We start from the raw sequence: 18739 nt of genomic DNA, 5'->3' as shown, positions 1-18739 counted from the left end.
CGGTTCGTAAATAAAGTAAATACCAGATCGGGATTGTCCCGGTCTGAATAGCGGTAAAGCTGCAAGAGGGCGTATTCAAAATCTGTTGTATGTTTCAAATCACCACGCAATCCGTTGCGCTGCCCGACGGGCGGGAAATTACCATCGAAACCGGCAAACTGGCCAGACAGGCCGACGGAGCGGTGGTTGTGCGGTTGGGCGACACCATGCTGTTAGCCACAGTCGTATCGAGTAAAGAGGCTAAAGAAGGCGTTGATTTCCTGCCCTTATCGGTTGATTATCAGGAAAAATTCGCGTCTGCTGGTCGAATTCCTGGTAGCTTCCAACGGCGTGAAGGTCGCCTGGGCGATCACGAAATTCTGATCAGTCGTTTGGTAGACCGTGCCCTGCGGCCTATTTTCCCCGACAATTATCACGCTGATACACAAGTAATTATAACCCTGATTTCGGCTGATCCGGAAGTTCAGCCCGATGCCCTGGCCGCGCTAGCTGCCTCGTCAGCGCTGGCCGTATCGGATATTCCGTTCAACGGTCCCATTTCCGAAGTGCGGGTGGCGAAGATTGACGGTCAGTACAAAATCAACCCAAAAACGGCTGATCTTGACCGGGCTACCCTTGATTTGATCGTAGCCGCGACGGAAAAAGATATTTGTATGGTGGAAGGCGAGATGAGCGAATGCTCAGAAGCCGAAGTGGTCGAGGCTCTCAAGGCCGCTCACGAAGCCATCAAAGTACAATGCCAGGCGCAGAAAGAACTGGAAGCGAAAGTTGGCAAGACCGAAAAGCGCGAGTACAACCACGAAACGCACGACGAAGAACTGCGGGCGGCTGTTCGGGCGTATTGCTACGATAAGATATACGAAGTAGCCCGTCGGCAGAACCCAAGCAAAAAGGGCCGTTCGGAAGGCTTCAAAGAAGTGCAGCAGGAATACCTGGCTACGTTCCCCGAAGGATCGGAGGTTAACGTCGGTCTGGTTAAAACGTATTTCCATGATTTGGTCTGGGAAGCGTCCCGCCGACTGGTACTTGACGAGCGCGTTCGATTAGACGGTCGTCAGCTGGATCAAATCCGTCCGATTTCGGCGGAGGCTGGCTATCTGCCGGGACCGCACGGATCAGCCTTGTTTACCCGGGGCGAAACGCAGTCATTAACGACGGTTACGCTGGGAACCAAGATTGATGAGCAGATCGTCGATCAGGCGATGTTCCAGGGCTACAGTAAATTCCTGTTACACTATAACTTCCCTGGTTTTTCGACCGGTGAGGTAAAACCTAACCGGGGTGCTGGCCGCCGGGAAATCGGACACGGTAATCTGGCGCACCGTTCGTTGAAGAAAGTGCTGCCACCGGAAGCCGAGAACCCGTACACAATCCGGGTCGTTTCTGATATCCTGGAATCAAACGGTTCGTCGTCGATGGCAACGGTATGTGCCGGAACGATGGCGCTGATGGATGCGGGTATCAAAATCAAAGCGCCAGTAGCCGGTATCGCCATGGGGCTGATCTCGGATGGCGAGAAATACGCGGTATTGTCGGATATCCTCGGTGACGAAGATCACCTGGGTGATATGGATTTCAAGGTGACGGGTACCGAAAACGGTATTGTTGCCTGCCAGATGGACCTGAAAGTTGACGGTCTGTCGTATGAAGTGCTGGCACAGGCGTTGGAACAAGCGCGCCGGGGCCGTTTGCACATTCTTGGCGAGATGGCGAAAGGAATTGCCGATGTCCGTTCGGATCTGAAAGCCCACGCTCCCCGCGCCATTGTTATCAAGATCGAGACGAACCAAATCGGTGCCGTTATTGGACCCGGTGGTAAAGTCGTTCAGGATATCCAGAAAGATTCGGGTGCTGTCGTTAACATCGATGAACACGATAATGCGGGTTGGGTAAGCATCTTCGCAACCAACAAGGAAAGCATGGACAAAGCCGTTTCCCGCGTGAAGGGTATTGTGGCCGTGCCGGAGGTTGGCGAAGTGTACGTTGGTAAAGTAAAAACCATTCAGCCCTTCGGTGCGTTCGTTGAATTTATGCCCGGAAAAGATGGACTTTTGCATATTTCCGAGATCAAATGGGAACGGCTGGAGTCAATGGAAGGCGTTCTACAAGTAGGCGAAGAAGTTTCCGTAAAGTTGATCGACATCGATAAAAAGACAGGAAAGTATCGCTTATCTCGCAAAGTTCTTCTTCCGAAGCCGGAGAACAAAAACGCGTAAGTGATTGTTACTTTTTTGTGTAATGCAACGTCAAAAGTTAGCGTTATAGAGCTACCCGAGTAGGGGCAACGTATCATGAGACAGCTAAAAATTTCAAAACAGATTACCAACCGCGAGAGCCAGTCGTTAGACAAGTACTTGCAGGAAATTGGTAAAGTAGACCTGCTTACGCCCGACGAGGAAGTAACTCTGGCCCAAAAAATCCGTGAAGGTGACCAACTGTCACTGGAACGGTTGACCAAAGCCAACTTGCGCTTCGTAGTTTCGGTTGCTAAGCAATACCAGAACCAAGGACTTTCGCTGGGTGATTTGATCAACGAAGGTAACCTGGGTTTGATCAAAGCCGCGCAGCGATTCGATGAAACACGCGGGTTTAAGTTTATTTCGTACGCCGTTTGGTGGATTCGTCAGTCGATCCTACAGGCACTTGCCGAGCAATCGCGTATCGTTCGTCTGCCATTGAACCGCGTGGGTTCGCTGAACAAGATTTCGAAAACGTTTTCGGATCTGGAGCAAAAATTTGAGCGTGAGCCGTCACCGGAAGAGTTGGCAGCCGTGCTTGAAATCTCAGCTGCTGAGGTTGTCGACACGCTGAAAATTTCGGGTCGCCATGTATCGATGGATGCTCCGTTCGTACAGGGTGAGGAAAATAGCCTGCTTGATGTGCTTGAAAACGATGGCGAAGATAAACCCGACTCGGGCCTGATCAACGATTCGCTACGGAAGGAAGTACAACGGGCCTTGTCGACATTGACCCAGCGCGAAGCCGACGTGATTACCCTTTACTTTGGCTTAAATGGCGAACATGCCATGACGCTGGAAGAAATTGGTGAAAAATTCAATCTAACCCGTGAGCGGGTTCGTCAGATAAAAGAAAAAGCCATTCGTCGTCTCCGGCATACGTCCCGGTCGAAGGCGTTAAAAACGTACCTTGGCTAACATTCCTGTTTGTGTGTGATAAATGGCTCCTGCGTGTGTGGGAGCCTTTATCATTTCTACCCCTTCCTGGAAAATGAGAAAGCGAAGGCCATTTGCTTGTTCAGCCTTTGGCATTTCGAACACCCACTTATCCTCCGCAGTTGTCCCAGTGGAACGTCTATTTAATCAGCTTGGGCAATGCTTGATGTAACCGCTGTTATTGTCACCCGTAACCGGGTCGATACGCTACTTTGGACAATCGGTAAATTAGTTGCTTTACCCGAACAGCCACCCATTATCGTTGTCGACAATGCATCCACCGATGGGACACCGGAGAAAGTCAGGGCCCTGTTTCCCGATGTAACCGTAGTTGCGTTAACGGAAAACCGGGCGTGTTCGGCTCGTAACGAAGGGGTACGAAGGGCAAAAACAGCATTGATTACCTTTTGCGACGATGATTCCTTTTGGGTGCCGGGTGCGCTGCATAAAGCGGTGTCTTATTTCGAGCAGTACCCACACTTGGGTGTGTTGGCCGGAAAGGTGCTGGTGGGAGAAGACGAAGCGGAAGATCCGGTGTGTCACGCCATGCAGGACAGTCCGATTACTGATCCACGCCCATTACCTGGCCCTGCTATTCTTGGCTTTGTGTGTTGTGCCGTCGTGGTACGGCGAGAAGCGTTTCTGAGCGTAGGGGGCTTTCACAACCGTTTTGCCATTGCCGGTGAAGAGCGTTTATTTTCGGTTGACATGCGTACCATAGGGTGGAGCCTGGCCTACGCAGCCGATGTCGTTGCGCACCATTACCCGTCTAAGCTACGAAATAATTCGTTGCGTACCCGACACATTACCCGGGATACCATCTGGTACTACTGGCTGCGTCGGCCATTTTATTACGCCCTGCGGCATACACTGCTTATTCTGAAGGCTGTTCCTAAAGACGTAAACATACGGAAGGGCTTCGTGGACGCCCTTCAGGCGGCCCCGACCATAGTAGCCAGCCGCCGAGTCGTGCCCAGCGGAGTTGAAGAGCAGATTTTAAAGATAGAAAGCTTTTATTGAAAAGTTAGGAAGCCGAAACAGCGCGTAGTTCCGTCTCATAAGAAAGGGCGCCCCGCTAGCGAGACGCCCTTCTAAATCGATATTGCACAACTTACTTTGTATAAAGCCAGGGCTCCGAGTGCGCTACTTTTTCGATAATGCTCATACTGGCGACGGCTTCATCGCGAACGGAGGAACCGGCGGCTGCTACTTTATAAAGCTGGCCTTTTTGCGTGGGGCAAATAACGTAAGCATCCGTATAGCCCGCCTTTTTTAACTGTCTTCTCAGCCGCAAGGCATTCACTTTACTGGAAAAGCTACCCGCGATCACGGTATAATAAGGACCTGTTTGTACGGGTTTGACGACCTCTTTGTCCGTAACCTGAACCTGAGGTTGCTTGCTCAACGCTACAGGCGAATGGTTTGTTTCAACCGGAGTCGCGATTGGCTTAACCGGAATAGGCTCAGCGATCGGTTCGGCAACGGGTACAACAGCCGGTGTTACGGCTGTCTTGGGAGCCGCAGCTTGTTTTTTCGTTTTCGCGATAACCGTCGAATGCTCAGCGTTTAGCGCGGGAAGACGAAATAAATTGGCTGGATTGAGGCTGCTTTGTAACGACTGCCCAGGTTTCAAAACGGAAAAATAGCTGATTAGCCCAAGCGATCCAATTAGCAGAGCGGTTGCTGCCACGCGCCAATAGGAGTAGGACGGTTGAATCGGTTCGATCGTTGTGTCTTCGTCGCGAACAAGAACCGGTCCGAGGGCTGTAATGGGAACCGCTTCCAGGACCGGTTGGTCAACAGCAGGCTGATCGACCAACTGTACGGAAATGGCACTCATGCCAAACGCTTCTCCGAAAAAGTTATGCCGAAGACTCGGATCAAACTGAAGCCGACCTTCTTCATTCTGCGAAAACGTACCGATACCATCCAGTTCAAAGCGGCCTGTTTGTTCGACCTGTTGCCGTAGTTCGCCAACGAACAAACCGACGTGACGCTGAGCGCCTTCCCGCGTAACAGGCTCATGCAACATGATGTAGTTAGCGAGAATACCATCGTCGAGTCGCAACGCTTCATTGAAGGCAACGCGTTTGCGGGGAGGAAGGTATATGCCACTACTTTCCGTAAAGGATGCTGGCTGGTAGTGCGTAAGGAAAGCACCCAGTTCGGGCACAACTACGCAGTCGTACTGGTACAGCAACTTTTTAAGATAGTCATTAACGGAAGCCATAAGGTAACCGGAGGCAGTTGTTAAAATGAATAACTGATTCCGCCAAGAAAGTTAAGCCCTTGCGATTGATAATACAAATAGCGCTGGTAGTTCTGGTTAAAGATATTATTTAACGAGACAAACGCTGACAACTGTTTTCCTAGGAAATAGTCAATTTTGATGTTGGCATCGTAGATCGGTTTAAGGGTATAGACCGTGTTAGACACAACATTTTTGTTTTTGATGCCCTGATAAAAGTACAAATCCGCCGTGATAAACAATTTCTTGTTTAGAATGTACGAGTTGGTCCAGGTACCCGCGAATTGTGGACGGCCCCAGGCTTCTTCCAGCCGATCAAGGCCGTAGCGGAAAAAGTCGCCTTTAAGCGTCGATCGGAATTTGTCTTTACGCGCATAGGCCAGCTGACCGGAGATGGTCAGCACCCTGGAAATACCACCGTCGTAAAGGACAAAAAACTTTGTTGAGTCAGGAAACGTATTGTTGAAAGTAGAGAAGTTTCGGTAGCTGGCGTACGACACTTTGCCTTCGTACGAGAAGCCACCACCCAGCCCGCCTTTCGAACCCCCATAGATATCCAGCGACTTAACAGTGTTAACTAAAAGTACTTGTGGAGCTAACCACTTGTTTTCGCTTAATAATGAGCGTAATGTGTTTCGATTAATGTCGCCATCCAGGCCGGCGAAGAAATGAATGTTTCCTACCGGAACCACGTCGATATCAAGGACCGGAAACGCCCGGGTATTGTTGATGCCCTGGCGCGAATCGGTCTGGTTGACGGCGTTGATACCGGCCGTAACCGTAAAGAGCGGAGACGTGTATTTGAACGTCGGCTTCACGCGGAATAAATTCCGGTTATCAACGATTGATCCATCGGAGCGCTGGGTGACGTACGCATCCGCAGCCACGAGCGCAAAGACATTGTCAGTGATGCCCAACGACCCTGTAAAGTTTGTGCCCCAGTCCGTTTCGGAAGCATTGAAACGGTCGCCCAACGAGGTAAGCCCCGTGCGGAGCGAATAGTCGATGGCGTTTTCGGTATTGGCGTTTTCGATACCCAGCCGAACGTTGAACGTACTCAGGCGTTGTTTGATCAGGTCCGGGTTAAAGTCGGCTCGGGCGGCATACTCCCGGCTGTACCCGTAAAAATTGTAGCCGTTCCGGTCGTATCCGAGATCGGCCTGTAACTTGAAGGCATCGGTCAGGTATTTACCCGTCACCTTTAAGCGCGTATCACTCTGGGCCGAATTTTTACCATCCACTGGCCCGATGGCCGATGATAAATGGCGGGCGGAGGCTTCCAGGGATAAGTTTGATAGGTTATTGATTCCGACAAAACCTTCGCCCAGAAACGAGCTGTAATTCCCCGCGCCAACTTTTACGTAATTGCTGAAAGCGGGAGTGTCGTCGGATTGACCCGTTGCGGGGGCCAGTACGCCGGGCGTGATGCGAGGATCACCAACGGTTAGCTTGCGATCTTCAAACTCGTACGTGAGTTTCCGCTGCTCGGCCGATGGTTTCACCGACGGGATTTTGTTAAATAGTCGATTAGCGGGCGGGAGTTCGATCTTTCGGCTTTTTTCGACTGTGATTTCCTGGTTATCGACTTCTCCTTCTTTGGCCGGACGCGTTGGTTTAGGCTGCTGGGCAAAAAGCGTAGCCGACAGGGAAACCAGAAAAAGGGTGGGTATTGAATGGCTTGGGCGAATCATACGGTTGATGTATGATAGAGAACAGCGGGCTGCCTAACTGCGTTGAGCGGACAAATACCGGTCAGTCCGCTGTTCTCTAGTAAAAAAGTTAGTTTTTCGATTCCAGGCTCGCCAGCTTTTGTTTGGCTTCGGCAATGATGGCTTCGTCTGATGAGTTTTCGATGATTGAGTTCAGTACCGCTTTGGCCTGGGCCATTTCGTCCTGGGCTACATTGTTATCGGCGACCAGGATAAAGGCTTTCCCTTTCCAGTATTCAAATTCGCTGAACTGCTCGTTGAATTTGAGCAGCGAAGCCACCGATTCCTTGTATTTTTTCTGACGGTATAACAGATCGCCGAGGTAATACTGCGCTTCGGCTCCGTTGATGTCTTTGGCCAGGGCAATCGTTTTTTCGAAATCGGCCTGCGCGGTTTTATAATCGCCTTTGTTGAGCGCTACCTTGCCGAGCATGAGTTGCGCCCGGTTCTGGGCACCCGGCACCACGTTACCAGCTACGAGGACTTCACGGGCAATCGCAGCGGCTGAGTCGAGTTTGGGGATCACGAAGTACGTATCCATCATACCCAATTGCGCGGTTACCTGATCCGCTTTTCCGTTTGCTTTTGCCAGGATGACCTGGTAGTTGCGAATAGCGCGGGGGTAGTTCTTTTGTTTGATTTCCAGATCAGCCGCGCGCGTGGCCGCCCGAATCAGAAAATCCGACTTATTATCCGCAATAATCAGGTTGTAGTAGCGAAGGGCATTCGCCACGTCGTCGGTCTGGCGATACGATTCGGCCAGGTAGTACCGAGCTTCGTTGGTGTTAGGACTCGCCGGATACTCCTGCATAAACGCGAGTAAGGACTGAATGGCCTGCTGATACTTTTGGTTTGCGTAAATATCCTTGGCGTTTTCAAATTGAACCTTCTCCACGTCAGTGCTGGCCGGATTTGACTTTTTGTACTGACCCAGCACCTGCGAAAACTCTTCGGGACGACCCGCATCGTTCAGCGTATTCTGAATACCAAGCAGGGCGCTTTGTGCCTGATCGGAGTCTCCGTAGTCAGCCAGGATACGCTTGTAATCGGCAACCGCCGGATCGTACTGCTGAATGTTGCCGTAAGCGATGGCCCGTTTCAGCAACGCAGCCGGCACGAGGGTGCTGTTCGGCTTGCCGTCGATAAGCTTAGAAAAGCCCCGAATGGCCACCTGATACGCGCCTTTTTCAAAATCGACGTTGGCCGTCTGAAACAAGGCTTCGTCCACAAAACGCGAATTCGGGTATTGACGCTGCACCTGGTCGAACTGTGCCTTTGCTTCGGCATCCCGGCCTACGTAGCTCAGAATGACCGCTTTCTGGTAAGAAGCATAATCTTTGTCGGGGGCATTCTGGGCGATAGCCTGGTCGTAGTAGCGCATAGCGTTTTCGTACTGCTTCGTCGCAAAATACGAATCGGCCAGGCGAATGGTGGCGTCCTGCACCTGCGCCGGATCACCGGCTCCCGTTCCCCGACCCACAAAATCGCGGAAGTACGTTTGCGCACGGGCGTAATCCTTTTTGTTGTAATAGGCGTAGCCAAGCCCGTACAAGCTTTTCCCCCCGTAGCTGCCTGTGCTTTTTGCTATGCTCGCGTAAAGCGGAATGGCGGTATCATATTGCTTACCCGCCGAGTAGGCTTCGGCTTTCCAGAACTGGGCACCCTGCTGAAGCTCGGGATCAACCGGGAACTTCAACGACTTATCCAGATTGGCAACGGCCTGGGGGTAACGTTCGGCGTTAAAATCACTGACGCCCTGGTTGTAGGTCAGGCGCTGGTAGGTCGCGTTGATTTTCGGTGTCCGGCGTTTTAACCCTTCGATGTAGGCAATGGCTGCCGGGTAATTGTTCGACGCAAAATACGCTTCGCCGACCAGTTCATTGGCTTCGTTCTCAAATTTACTGTTGGGGTATTGCTTTAGAAAAGCGGTCAGTTCCTTTACGGCATCGGCTCCGTTGTTCTGATCCAGCAGCAGCTTGGCGTGGTTGAACCGGGCTTCTTCCTGAATATCGCGATTAAATGCCAAGCGCCCGGCCTGATCGAAGGCATTCAACGCGTAAGCGGGGTTCTGCGTTTGCAGATAACTCACGCCGAGGGTGTACGCTGCATACTGGGCTGTGGTGTCCTTGCCACCCGCCAGGGTTTTCAACTGGGTAATGGCTTCGGGATAAGCACCCGTGCGGAACAGCGATTGGCCGTACCGGAATTTGACTGCACCCGGTGCTTTGGCACCAGCCGCGTTGATGTACTGCTTGTAATACGGGATCGCTTTGGCGAACTGGTTCTGCTGATAATATACTTCAGCCGTAAACAAAGCCACTTCGCTCAGGCCCGCACCACCCGTCCGGCGGAGCAGCGGTTCGGTATACGCCAGCAGATCATCGAACCGACGCTGGCGGTAAAGCGCCTGCGCAATCCAGTTGGGGACCTGATCTTTGTACGTCGGATTCGATTCGATTCGCCGAAAATCCGTTACGGCTTCGTTGAAATTTTTATTCCGGAAGTTAATGATCCCGGCGTAGTAAGATGCGGCTGGAGCGTCGGGCGAGTTAGCGTCGCGTTTTACGTCATTCAACAGGGGCAATGCCCGTTGCAAATCCTGGGTGTTGTAGTAGGAGAGCGCCAGCTGGTATTTAAAGGTCGCATTCGCACCCCCCTGCGCAACGGCTTTCTCCAGAAAGTTGATGGCTTTACTGTAGTCCTGACGGGTGTAGTAATACGTGCCCAGATCACCGTACAACTGGCTTGCTTTCGGATGCTGACTGTGGTTTTTAACAAACCGATCGACCAGTACCTCGGCACCCGGCTCGTCAATGTACAGACTGGTCAGGGCAATGTAATATTCGGCTTCAACCGCGTTCTGGTCGCTGGTATTGAGCAGCGTACGGGTACCATCCCCGCGTCGGGGTTCGAGATACTGCCGAAATTCGTAACGGGCAGCGGCATAATTATGCTTCTCGAATAACTCCTGACCGTTGCGGTAGTGGTAATCGGGTTCGGAATAACTTTGGGTGCGCTGGGCTGATGCCGACAGCAGGGTAAGCAACCCAAAAACCAGGGAAAACAGCCACCTGTCCGGCGAAAATCGGACTGTCAGGTACTGACCCAGTTGGGGGTTTGAATAGGGCATAAACGAAATGAACGGTTGTGAATCCTTTGAATGCGTCGTAGCTTCGCCAGTAAATTGGCAAATATCACGTCAATTCTGGACAAAAAACGAAGGTACTCCTGTTTCCGTATGAAAAAAAACGCCCGGCTCCTGTATTTACTTACTGTCTGGACATTTTTTACCGCTTTTCGATCGACAGCTAATCCCGTAAACCATTCCGACGAAAACCCGCTGGCCGCTTCCCCCTCGATTGTCTATGTGCTTTCCATGCCTCAGCCGCAGACGCACTATTTCGAGGTAGAGATGCAATTAAAAAACAGCGCGGCCGCTACCAACGCCAAAAAAAATGGGTACGTTGATATTAAAATGCCCGTCTGGACGCCCGGCTCGTACCTGATCCGGGAATACGCCAAAAACGTAGAAGCGTTTACGGCAACGGTCAATGGTCAACCGGTGCCGAGCGAAAAAATTCGCAAAAACACCTGGCGCGTCACGACCACCGACGACAACCTGACCCTCCGCTACCGGGTGTACGCCAACGAACTGACGGTACGGACCAGTTTCGTGGATAGCGATCACGGGTACGTAACCCCCGCCAGTATATTCATGTACCACGATGCGCTGAAAAATCAACCGCACCGCGTGGTTGTTCAACCCTATAAATCCTGGAAAACGGTAACGACGGCCCTGGAACCCGTAGCGGGGGCGGCCAACACGTTCGACGCCCCGGATTACGATTTGCTGGTCGATTCGCCGATTGAGATCGGTAACCAGCGCACGTTTGGGTTTACAGCGTCCAACGTACCGCATACCGTGGCGATGTTCGGCGATGTGGACTATGACGAACAACAGCTGGCGGCTGACTACAAGCGGGTTTGCGAAACCGCAGCCAGTGTCGTGGGCGAACACCCTTGTAAGCAGTATACGTTTATTGTACACCACATTCCGCAGGGGGGCGGTGGTCTGGAACACCTGAACTCAACCACCCTCGAAACCTACCGCAACGCGTATTCGACGCAAAGCAACTACAAAGGGTTTCTCACGTTGGTAGCGCACGAGTATTTTCACCTCTGGAACGTGAAGCGCATTCGCCCGGTTGCGCTCGGACCGTTCGACTACGAGAACGAAAATTACACGCACATGCTGTGGTTGTCGGAAGGATGTACGTCGTTTTACGAAGATTACATCCTGCGTCGGGCTGGGTTTCATACGCCCGAGGCTTACCTTTCGATTGTCGCCAACGATATCAACACCATCGAAAATCAGCCGGGTAACCGCGTGCAGTCAGCAGCCGAATCGAGCTGGGATGCCTGGATTAAAGGCTACCGTCCGAACGAAAACTCGTCGAACACCACCATTTCGTACTACAGCAAAGGAAGTGTTCTGGGAACACTCCTGAATCTGGCGATTTTGGCGGGTAGCAACGGCCAGCGGAATATGGATGACCTGATGCGTTATCTGTACAACGAATACTACAAAAAGCAGAAACGCGGGTTTACGGACGAAGAATTCCGGCGGGCAGCTGAACAGGTGGCGGGTCGTAAACTCGATGACTTCTTCACGACGGCGGTCAATACGGCGGATCCGATCAACTACAACACGTATTTCGAACCCGTCGGGCTTCGGCTGGTCAATGTAGCGGCCAGAAGTCAGGATGGCTTTCTGGGAGCGGCAGTGAGTCCGGCCAATGGGAAATCGACGGTGACGAGCGTTCGGCGCGGATCGGCGGCTTACACGGATGGGCTAAACGTAGGTGACGAGGTTATTTCGGTGGACAGCGTTCGGGTGGGTGACGATCTGCTGCGGCTGATCAGCGGTCGGCGCGTGGGCGAAACGCTTAAGGTGCTGGTTAACCGGGCGGGAATTCTGCGGGAGCTTCCGATTACGTTAACCCCCAATCCGCTCGTCAGCTACCGGCTGGAACCGTTGGCGAATCAAACGGAAGCGCAGAAAACATTGTATGCCCGCTGGCTATATACCAAGTAGCCCGCGCCGTTCTAGTCCGTGAAAACAAGGCCAGGCATCCGTCTGGCCTTGTTTCGTTTGGGCGTATTGGTGTGGTTTGTCTTACGTTCATCTACTGTATTGCATGGCTTCTCCGTTGCGCTTTGAACTGACGACGCCCGTACTCGACGACCGTCCGGTTTACGTGTCGGGTAATTTTTGCGGCTGGCATCCTAACCTGGACTCGCTTCGCCTGTGGCCTACCGGGCCGGGGTGTTACGCGCTGGACCTTCCGGCGGAGGTGGAGCTACCCGACGTGCTCGAATACAAGTTTACGCGCGGGGGGTGGGATCAGGCAGAACTTGACTTGGCTGGGGACGTACCTCCCAATCGGGTTTCCCATCAAAAAACCGGTGTTCTGCGGGCTGTTGTTCCCCACTGGCGGTGGTTTGGGCTCGCGTACAATCCCCATTTTCTGCCTAAACTGGGGATGATCGACGAGGAATTTGCCGTTCCGCAATTGCAGACAACGCGTCGGGTGCGGGTTCTGGTGCCGTATGATTACGAAAATACCGATAAGCGGTACCCCGTGTTGTACCTGCATGATGGACAGAACCTGATCGGGGCGGGTTCGGCGTACGGTAGTTGGGAAATCGACCGTCGCCTGGCAGTGCTGGCTTCGCGTCATCATCACGAGCTGATCGTGGTTGCCATCGATCACGGGGCGGAGAACCGCCTGATCGAATTTACGCCGGACCGTACGATGGCCGGTACCGGCGAAGGACGTAAATACCTTGACTTCGTAGCCTGCACCTTGAAACCAGCCATTGATGCCTTGTTTCGTACGGAACCCGGTACGGCCCATACGGGCATTGGTGGGAGTTCGTTGGGGGGGCTTATCAGCCTGTACGCTGGTTTAGTGTACCCAACAGTTTTTGGTCGGCTACTGATCTTTTCGCCTTCCCTCTGGTTATCCCGGACCGTTTTCACGACGGCGGCCCGGGGCCGGATACCAGCTGGAACAAAATGGTACCTGTACGGAGGGGAGAGCGAGTCAGCGAGCATGGTGCCGGGGCTAAAACGATTTGTCGATGCCTTGCGTAAACCGCCCCAGCAGCAGCGCATGGCTATTCAACTAACGACCAACCCCCAGGGAACCCATAGCGAATCCTGCTGGGGGAACGAGTTTCCGGCAGCCGTCGAGTGGTTGTTTTATTAAATGGACGAACGGAAACTAACCGTTATCCGTAGTGCGTTAGGTGTACCATGATTAGTATCGTACAAATAAAGGGCCGTTCGGCCAACGCCCGGATTATTCCTGTTGTTCAAACCGAAGCGTTAGCCGATTCGCTGGCTACCCTGGCCGACCAGCTAAGCTTACCCGCTCAGGTTCTGCAAACTGATTTCAAGGCGGAACTGCACGAGGTTCTGCCCGTTTATCAGCCGGGCGGAGAACGAATTTTTCTGCTGGGTCTGGGAAAGAAGCCCGGAGCCATCGACTGGCTGAAAGCGTTCCGTAAGGTATTCTTTACCGTGAAGAGCCGGTTGCCTCAGCAGGTTGAGGTAAACCTGACTGGCTTTTCGGGCGAGGTGGTCGAAGCGGTTGTGCTGGGCATTCGGGCGGGTGGATACGATCTTCGCCTATACCAGACGGATAAACCGGATGCGGGGCTATTCTACGGGGAGTCGGGGACGTTACAGCTAACGGTTGATACCGATGCGGTAGAAACGGCTAATCAAGCCCGTTCGCGCGCCGAAGCGATTGCCCAAACCCAGCGGGAAATGCTGGATTTACTGAATGCGCCCGCTAACTACAAAAATCCGCAGACGCTGGCCGACTGGACAACTCAATCCGGTCGTGAAAACGGCTATGCAGTGACCGTACTGGACAAAGCCGAACTGGAACGGCAGGGACTCGGGGCGCTGCTCAGCGTGAGTCAGGGGAGTGACACCCCGCCCGTCCTGATCATTGCCGAATACAAACCCGACCGATCAGCTGCGCAGCCGGGAAAGCCGTTGCCGAAAGTGGGACTGGTGGGCAAGGGGGTTACGTTCGATACCGGCGGTATTTCGATCAAATCCTCGACCAACATGCACCTGATGAAGAGCGACATGGGCGGAGCCGCTGCGGTTCTCGGCACGGTAGAGGTTGCCGCCAAGCTGAAACTGCCCATTCATTTGATCGGCATTGTCCCATCCACGGAAAACAGCGTCGATGGGCGTTCGACCAAGCCCAGTGATGTCATTACCTCGTATTTGGGCAAAACGATTGAGATTATCGATACCGACGCCGAGGGACGGGTTATTCTGGCCGATGGACTGGGGTATATGGTGCGTCATTTCCAGCCCGATGTGCTGATCGACCTGGCTACCCTGACCGGCAGCGTCATTGCCGCCCTGGGTTACCACGCAGCGGGCCTGTTTACGCCCAATGACGAGCTGGCGGCTCAACTTACGACCGCTGCCGATTATACCGGTGAGCGACTGTGGCGGATGCCCGTCTGGGATGTGTACAAGGAAGACATTAAGTCTGACGTAGCCGACGTGAAGAACTTTAGCGGAAAACCCGTGGCTGGTTCGATCAGTGCCGCCAAGTTTCTGGAAGTCTTTACCGAGAATCATCCGGCCTGGGCGCATCTGGACATTGCCGGTACGGCCTTCGCCGACAACGAATTTGGCTCGCAGAAAAACGCGACTGGCTATGGTATTCGACTGTTGATTGATTACCTGCAACGGCTGGCTGACGTGGATTAACCGCAGAAAATCAACCGGCGTAAACCCGCCAGCCCATAACCAACCGTCCGCTTACGCAGTTACCTACGTAGTTGACAGCCTCGTTCACACTACTAACCAGCTCATTTCTATGCATTCGTTGTCCTTTCTGTGCATCGCTACTTTTTTCAAGGGCGAAGCGTTTCTACGGGCCTGCAAGTCGTTAGGCAACACGGTTTATTTGCTGACTGACCAGAAACTGGCGGATAAAGAATGGCCCCGCGATGCCATCGACGAGTTTTTTTTCCTCCAATCGCCGAGCAATTCGTCCGAAAGCTTGGCGGAGATGGTTACTGGACTGGCCCATGTTATGCGCTCCCGCAGGATCGACCGGGTGGTGGCGCTGGATGACTTCGACGTAGAAAAAGGAGCCCTGATCCGGGAAACGTTCCGGATTCCGGGTATGGGGCAGACGACGGCCCGCTTTTTCCGGGACAAACTGGCCATGCGGATGCGGGCGGCTTCGGAGGGAATCCGGGTTCCGGCGTTCAGCGCGCTTTTCCACGACGAAACCGTTACGGACTTCCTGCGCGCTACCGAGGCCCCCTGGCTGATAAAACCCCGCTCGGAAGCCTCGGCGACGGGTATTCAAAAAGTGCACTCGCTCGAAGAAGCCTGGTCGGTAATTCACGCCCTGGGTGACCGGCGGCACGAGTTCCTGATCGAACAATTCAAGCCGGGGCGGGTCTACCACGTCGATTCGCTTTCCTACGAGAAAACCATTGTGTTTACGCTCGCTAGTATGTATCTGGCAACACCCATGGAAGTTGCCCATGGTGGCGGGGTATTCCGGACAATGAATTTATCGCCCCAAGCCCCCGAAACGAGTTCGCTGTACGAAATCAATACCCGTGTGCTAAACGCATTTGGTATGCGCCATAGCGCATCACATTCGGAATACATCCGGGGCGATCATGACGGAGAGTTGTATTTTCTGGAAACGTCGTCGCGGGTAGGGGGTGCACACATTGCCGAAATGGTCGAAGCCGCATCCGGCATCAACCTGTGGAGCGAATGGGCCAAGCTGGAAGTGGCGGTGGCGCGGGGTGAAACCTACCAGGTTCCGGTGAACGAACCGCAGTACGCCGGCCTGATTGTTTCGCTGGCACGCCAGCAGTGGCCGGATCTGTCGTCGTTTACGGATTCCGAAATCTGGTGGCGCATGAAGCGGGAACACCACATTGGGCTGATTGTGCGCGCAACGGATGCTGACCGCATTCAGCAACTTCTGGACGCGTACATGCATCGGATTTATACCGACTTTCACGCGTCCGCGCCAGTTCCGGAAAAACCAACGAACTGACAACGAATGTACATTCTGACAATGAATGTGTCTTATAAAATGCCGTTTCGTTCGCCGGTGGCCTGCCAGTCGGTATCCATCTGCGCAAACCGTTGTGCGACAGTAGCCAGAAACGGTTCGTCGAGCATCGCGGGAACGTCGTCGGGGTCGGTTACATCCATTTCGCTGATTTTATACGTCTGTTCGTACGGACCGGCTTCGATCTTAACGATATATTTGTTGTTCCAGGCGTAGAGGCCAATGCGAAAGTGGGGGTGTGGAATCTCGTGAACGAAACGCATACGTGACTGATTGTTAACCGGAATAGCCGGTCTATTGACGAATGAACTCTTTTTTTCAAAAAAGTCCGATGGAGACGGCAAAGGTAGGAAACTCTCCGAGTCGTGCCTTCTTTTTGGCGTTTCTCGCAGTACAAATTATCGGAACAAGCTTTTCGTGTACAAATAATACCGACGAAGCGGCCCAGTTTTTCCTGCGGGGGAACGTTCAGTTGCAAAAACGGGAGTATAAAGAAGCAATTCGCTTTTATTCCGAAGCGCTGGAGAAAAAGCCGGACTTCGCCGATGCGTACAACAACCGGGGGCTGGCCAAGTTCCGTGACGACGATCGGGAAGGGGCTCTGGCGGATTATACGCGGGCCATCCAGACCGACACGGATTTTGGCGCAGCCTACCTGAACCGGGCGGAGGTGTTGCTCGAAACCGGTGATGCCGCCGGTAGTCTGGCCGACCTGCAACGCATCGAGCAACAATACCGGGATTCGACCTTTTTCCAGACGCGGCTGGGAGACACCTATGTGCGGCTGAATAACCCCGCGCAGGCGCAGGTTTCCTACGACCGGGCGCTTCAACTGCAACCGACTAACGTCGAAGCCTTAACGAACCGGGGCGCGTTGTACTTTAGCCAGAAAGCGTACGAGCAGGCCCGCGCGGATAGTGAGCAGGCGCTGCGGCTGAATCCTAAACAGGATGCCGCGCTAAACAACAAAAGCTTATTACTGGCGCGTGACGGAAACTATGCGGAGGCCTTAGCCTTTGTGGAGCGGGCGCTGATCGCTAAACCGAATCAACCGTATTACCTGAACAACAAAGCGTATTTACTGCTGATGCTAAATCGTACCGCCGAGGCCCTGCCGCTGGTGCAGGAATCCCTGCGACTGGATAAAACCAACGCTTGGGCGCATCGGACGCTTGGCCTGTATTACCTGAATCAAAAACAGCCGGCCCTGGCTCTCGCGGCATTCAAAGAAGCCGAAAAGCTGGATGCCTCCGTCGATGCGCTTTATTATTACCTGGGTAAGGCCGAATTGGCTGCGGGGAATAAAGCGGGGGCCTGCGCGGCCTGGCAACGGGGCGAATCGGCGGGGGATGAGCTAGCCCGTCGGGAACGAACCGCCCGTTGTCAATAGACGGAAGGCGGACATTGTGTCCGTATCCGTCCGAACCGCACCCGTTACCAGACCTTAGAGCCCACGAAGTGCTTTACGCATTGTTTACCTTATGGTCGTTGAATCGTTAAACGTTGCGCTATGCCGAAGACCGAAACCCTCGAAGAGTTTTACCAGCATAAATTCAACTGGTTACCCGAATCCCTCAAACAGGATATCGGGCATTTTAATGTATTCCGGCTGGAAGATTGCCTGAGTCCGCACAGCACACCCATCAGTTACAGCCGCCGTAGTTTTTACAAGATCAGTTTGATCCGGGGTAAGAATGTGTATCACTACGCCGATAAAAGCATTGAGATCGCGGGGGCTACGCTGATGTTCTTTAATCCGCAGGTGCCTTATACCTGGGAATCGCTGTCGGACGACGTAACGGGTTTTTTCTGCATTTTTAAGGAAGCCTTTTTTACCGAAAAGATGCGCGGAGGGTTGAGCGAGCTGCCTATGTTTACGACGGGGGGCAAACCGGCGTACATGCTGACCGCGGCCCAGGATACCCAGGTCAGTGGCCTTTTTGAGAAAATGCTCAACGAAATCAATTCGGACTATCCCTTCAAGTACGATCTGTTGAGGAGCTACGTAACCGAGCTGATTCATTACGCCCTCAAGATGCAGCCGTCCGAGACCCTGTATCAGCATCCGAACGCCAACACGCGCATCACGGCTATTTTTACCGAACTCCTCGAACGTCAGTTCCCGATTGAATCCCCCGCGCAACGGTTTTCGCTGCGCTCGGCTACGGACTACGCACAGCGGTTGTCGGTCCACGTCAATCACCTGAACCGGGCCATTCGGGAAACCACCGGAAAAACGACTACCGATCACATTGCCGAGCGCGTCGTCAGCGAAGCACGGGCTTTGCTGAAACATACGAACTGGACGGTTTCGGAAATTAGCTACAGCCTGGGCTTCGAAGAACCGTCTCATTTCAACAACTTTTTCCGTAAACACACCCAGCTAACACCCTCCGCTTTTCGGATTGTTTGAATTTTGTAAGTATCGGCTTGAATTGCGCTAGTGTCTCCCGGTTTGTCCCT

General features: G+C 53.2%; 13 protein-coding genes. 9 read left to right on the top strand and 4 right to left on the bottom strand.

What is annotated here, in order from left to right; translation table 11 throughout:
* The first annotated feature begins 89 nt into the window (after nucleotides 1–89).
* The 3 genes from M0L20_RS19650 to M0L20_RS19640 all read left to right on the top strand — a co-directional run bounded on the left by M0L20_RS19650 (nucleotide 90) and on the right by M0L20_RS19640 (nucleotide 4193).
* Entirely contained in the window at nucleotides 90–2216 is a 2127-nt protein-coding gene (locus tag M0L20_RS19650; protein WP_232558300.1) for a polyribonucleotide nucleotidyltransferase, read from the top strand.
* 75 nt (nucleotides 2217–2291) lie between these two features.
* Complete coding sequence (locus M0L20_RS19645; protein ID WP_009282104.1) at nucleotides 2292–3155, top strand: sigma-70 family RNA polymerase sigma factor; 864 nt, start codon at nucleotides 2292–2294, stop codon at nucleotides 3153–3155.
* Between the two features lie 177 nt (nucleotides 3156–3332).
* A complete protein-coding gene (locus M0L20_RS19640) occupies nucleotides 3333–4193 on the top strand; it encodes a glycosyltransferase family 2 protein (RefSeq protein WP_248478673.1) in 861 nt (286 codons plus the stop codon).
* Nucleotides 4194–4284: 91 nt separating this feature from the next.
* Here M0L20_RS19640 and M0L20_RS19635 read toward each other — a convergent pair whose 3' ends face one another.
* The 3 genes from M0L20_RS19635 to M0L20_RS19625 all read right to left on the bottom strand — a co-directional run bounded on the left by M0L20_RS19635 (nucleotide 4285) and on the right by M0L20_RS19625 (nucleotide 10260).
* On the bottom strand, nucleotides 4285–5403 hold the full coding sequence (locus M0L20_RS19635) for an HU domain-containing protein (protein ID WP_248478672.1): 1119 nt from the start codon (nucleotides 5401–5403) through the stop codon (nucleotides 4285–4287).
* 20 nt (nucleotides 5404–5423) lie between these two features.
* Nucleotides 5424–7112 (bottom strand): porin family protein, encoded by a 1689-nt coding sequence (locus tag M0L20_RS19630; RefSeq protein WP_232558297.1) that lies wholly within the window; start codon nucleotides 7110–7112, stop codon nucleotides 5424–5426.
* Nucleotides 7113–7200: 88 nt separating this feature from the next.
* Entirely contained in the window at nucleotides 7201–10260 is a 3060-nt protein-coding gene (locus M0L20_RS19625; protein ID WP_248478671.1) for a tetratricopeptide repeat protein, read from the bottom strand.
* Nucleotides 10261–10368: 108 nt separating this feature from the next.
* Here M0L20_RS19625 and M0L20_RS19620 point away from each other — a divergent pair, with 108 nt between their 5' ends.
* From M0L20_RS19620 to M0L20_RS19605, 4 genes are all read left to right on the top strand, one after another.
* Complete coding sequence (locus tag M0L20_RS19620; RefSeq protein ID WP_248478670.1) at nucleotides 10369–12225, top strand: M61 family metallopeptidase; 1857 nt, start codon at nucleotides 10369–10371, stop codon at nucleotides 12223–12225.
* Between the two features lie 103 nt (nucleotides 12226–12328).
* Nucleotides 12329–13402, top strand: a complete 1074-nt coding sequence (locus M0L20_RS19615) for an alpha/beta hydrolase (protein WP_248478669.1) — start codon at nucleotides 12329–12331, stop codon at nucleotides 13400–13402.
* Between the two features lie 47 nt (nucleotides 13403–13449).
* The gene (locus M0L20_RS19610; protein ID WP_248478668.1) at nucleotides 13450–14937 is read left to right on the top strand and encodes a leucyl aminopeptidase family protein; all 1488 of its coding nucleotides are present in this window, start codon (nucleotides 13450–13452) and stop codon (nucleotides 14935–14937) included.
* Nucleotides 14938–15046: 109 nt separating this feature from the next.
* Complete coding sequence (locus tag M0L20_RS19605; protein WP_248478667.1) at nucleotides 15047–16258, top strand: ATP-grasp domain-containing protein; 1212 nt, start codon at nucleotides 15047–15049, stop codon at nucleotides 16256–16258.
* Nucleotides 16259–16290: 32 nt separating this feature from the next.
* Here M0L20_RS19605 and M0L20_RS19600 read toward each other — a convergent pair whose 3' ends face one another.
* A complete protein-coding gene (locus tag M0L20_RS19600) occupies nucleotides 16291–16539 on the bottom strand; it encodes a hypothetical protein (RefSeq protein ID WP_248478666.1) in 249 nt (82 codons plus the stop codon).
* A gap of 41 nt (nucleotides 16540–16580) precedes the next feature.
* On the opposite strand from M0L20_RS19600, the gene M0L20_RS19595 reads away from it, so the two are divergent.
* A complete protein-coding gene (locus M0L20_RS19595; protein ID WP_248478664.1) occupies nucleotides 16581–17666 on the top strand; it encodes a tetratricopeptide repeat protein in 1086 nt (361 codons plus the stop codon).
* 120 nt (nucleotides 17667–17786) lie between these two features.
* Nucleotides 17787–18689, top strand: a complete 903-nt coding sequence (locus M0L20_RS19590) for a helix-turn-helix domain-containing protein (RefSeq protein ID WP_232558289.1) — start codon at nucleotides 17787–17789, stop codon at nucleotides 18687–18689.
* The last annotated feature ends 50 nt before the right edge of the window (nucleotides 18690–18739 follow it).

It is taken from the genome of Spirosoma liriopis, from assembly GCF_023196085.1.
GTDB classification, from domain to species: Bacteria; Bacteroidota; Bacteroidia; order Cytophagales; family Spirosomataceae; genus Spirosoma; species Spirosoma oryzicola.
Note: the sequence above shows the minus strand (reverse complement) of the source record. Positions and strands in the feature narration are given on the sequence as shown.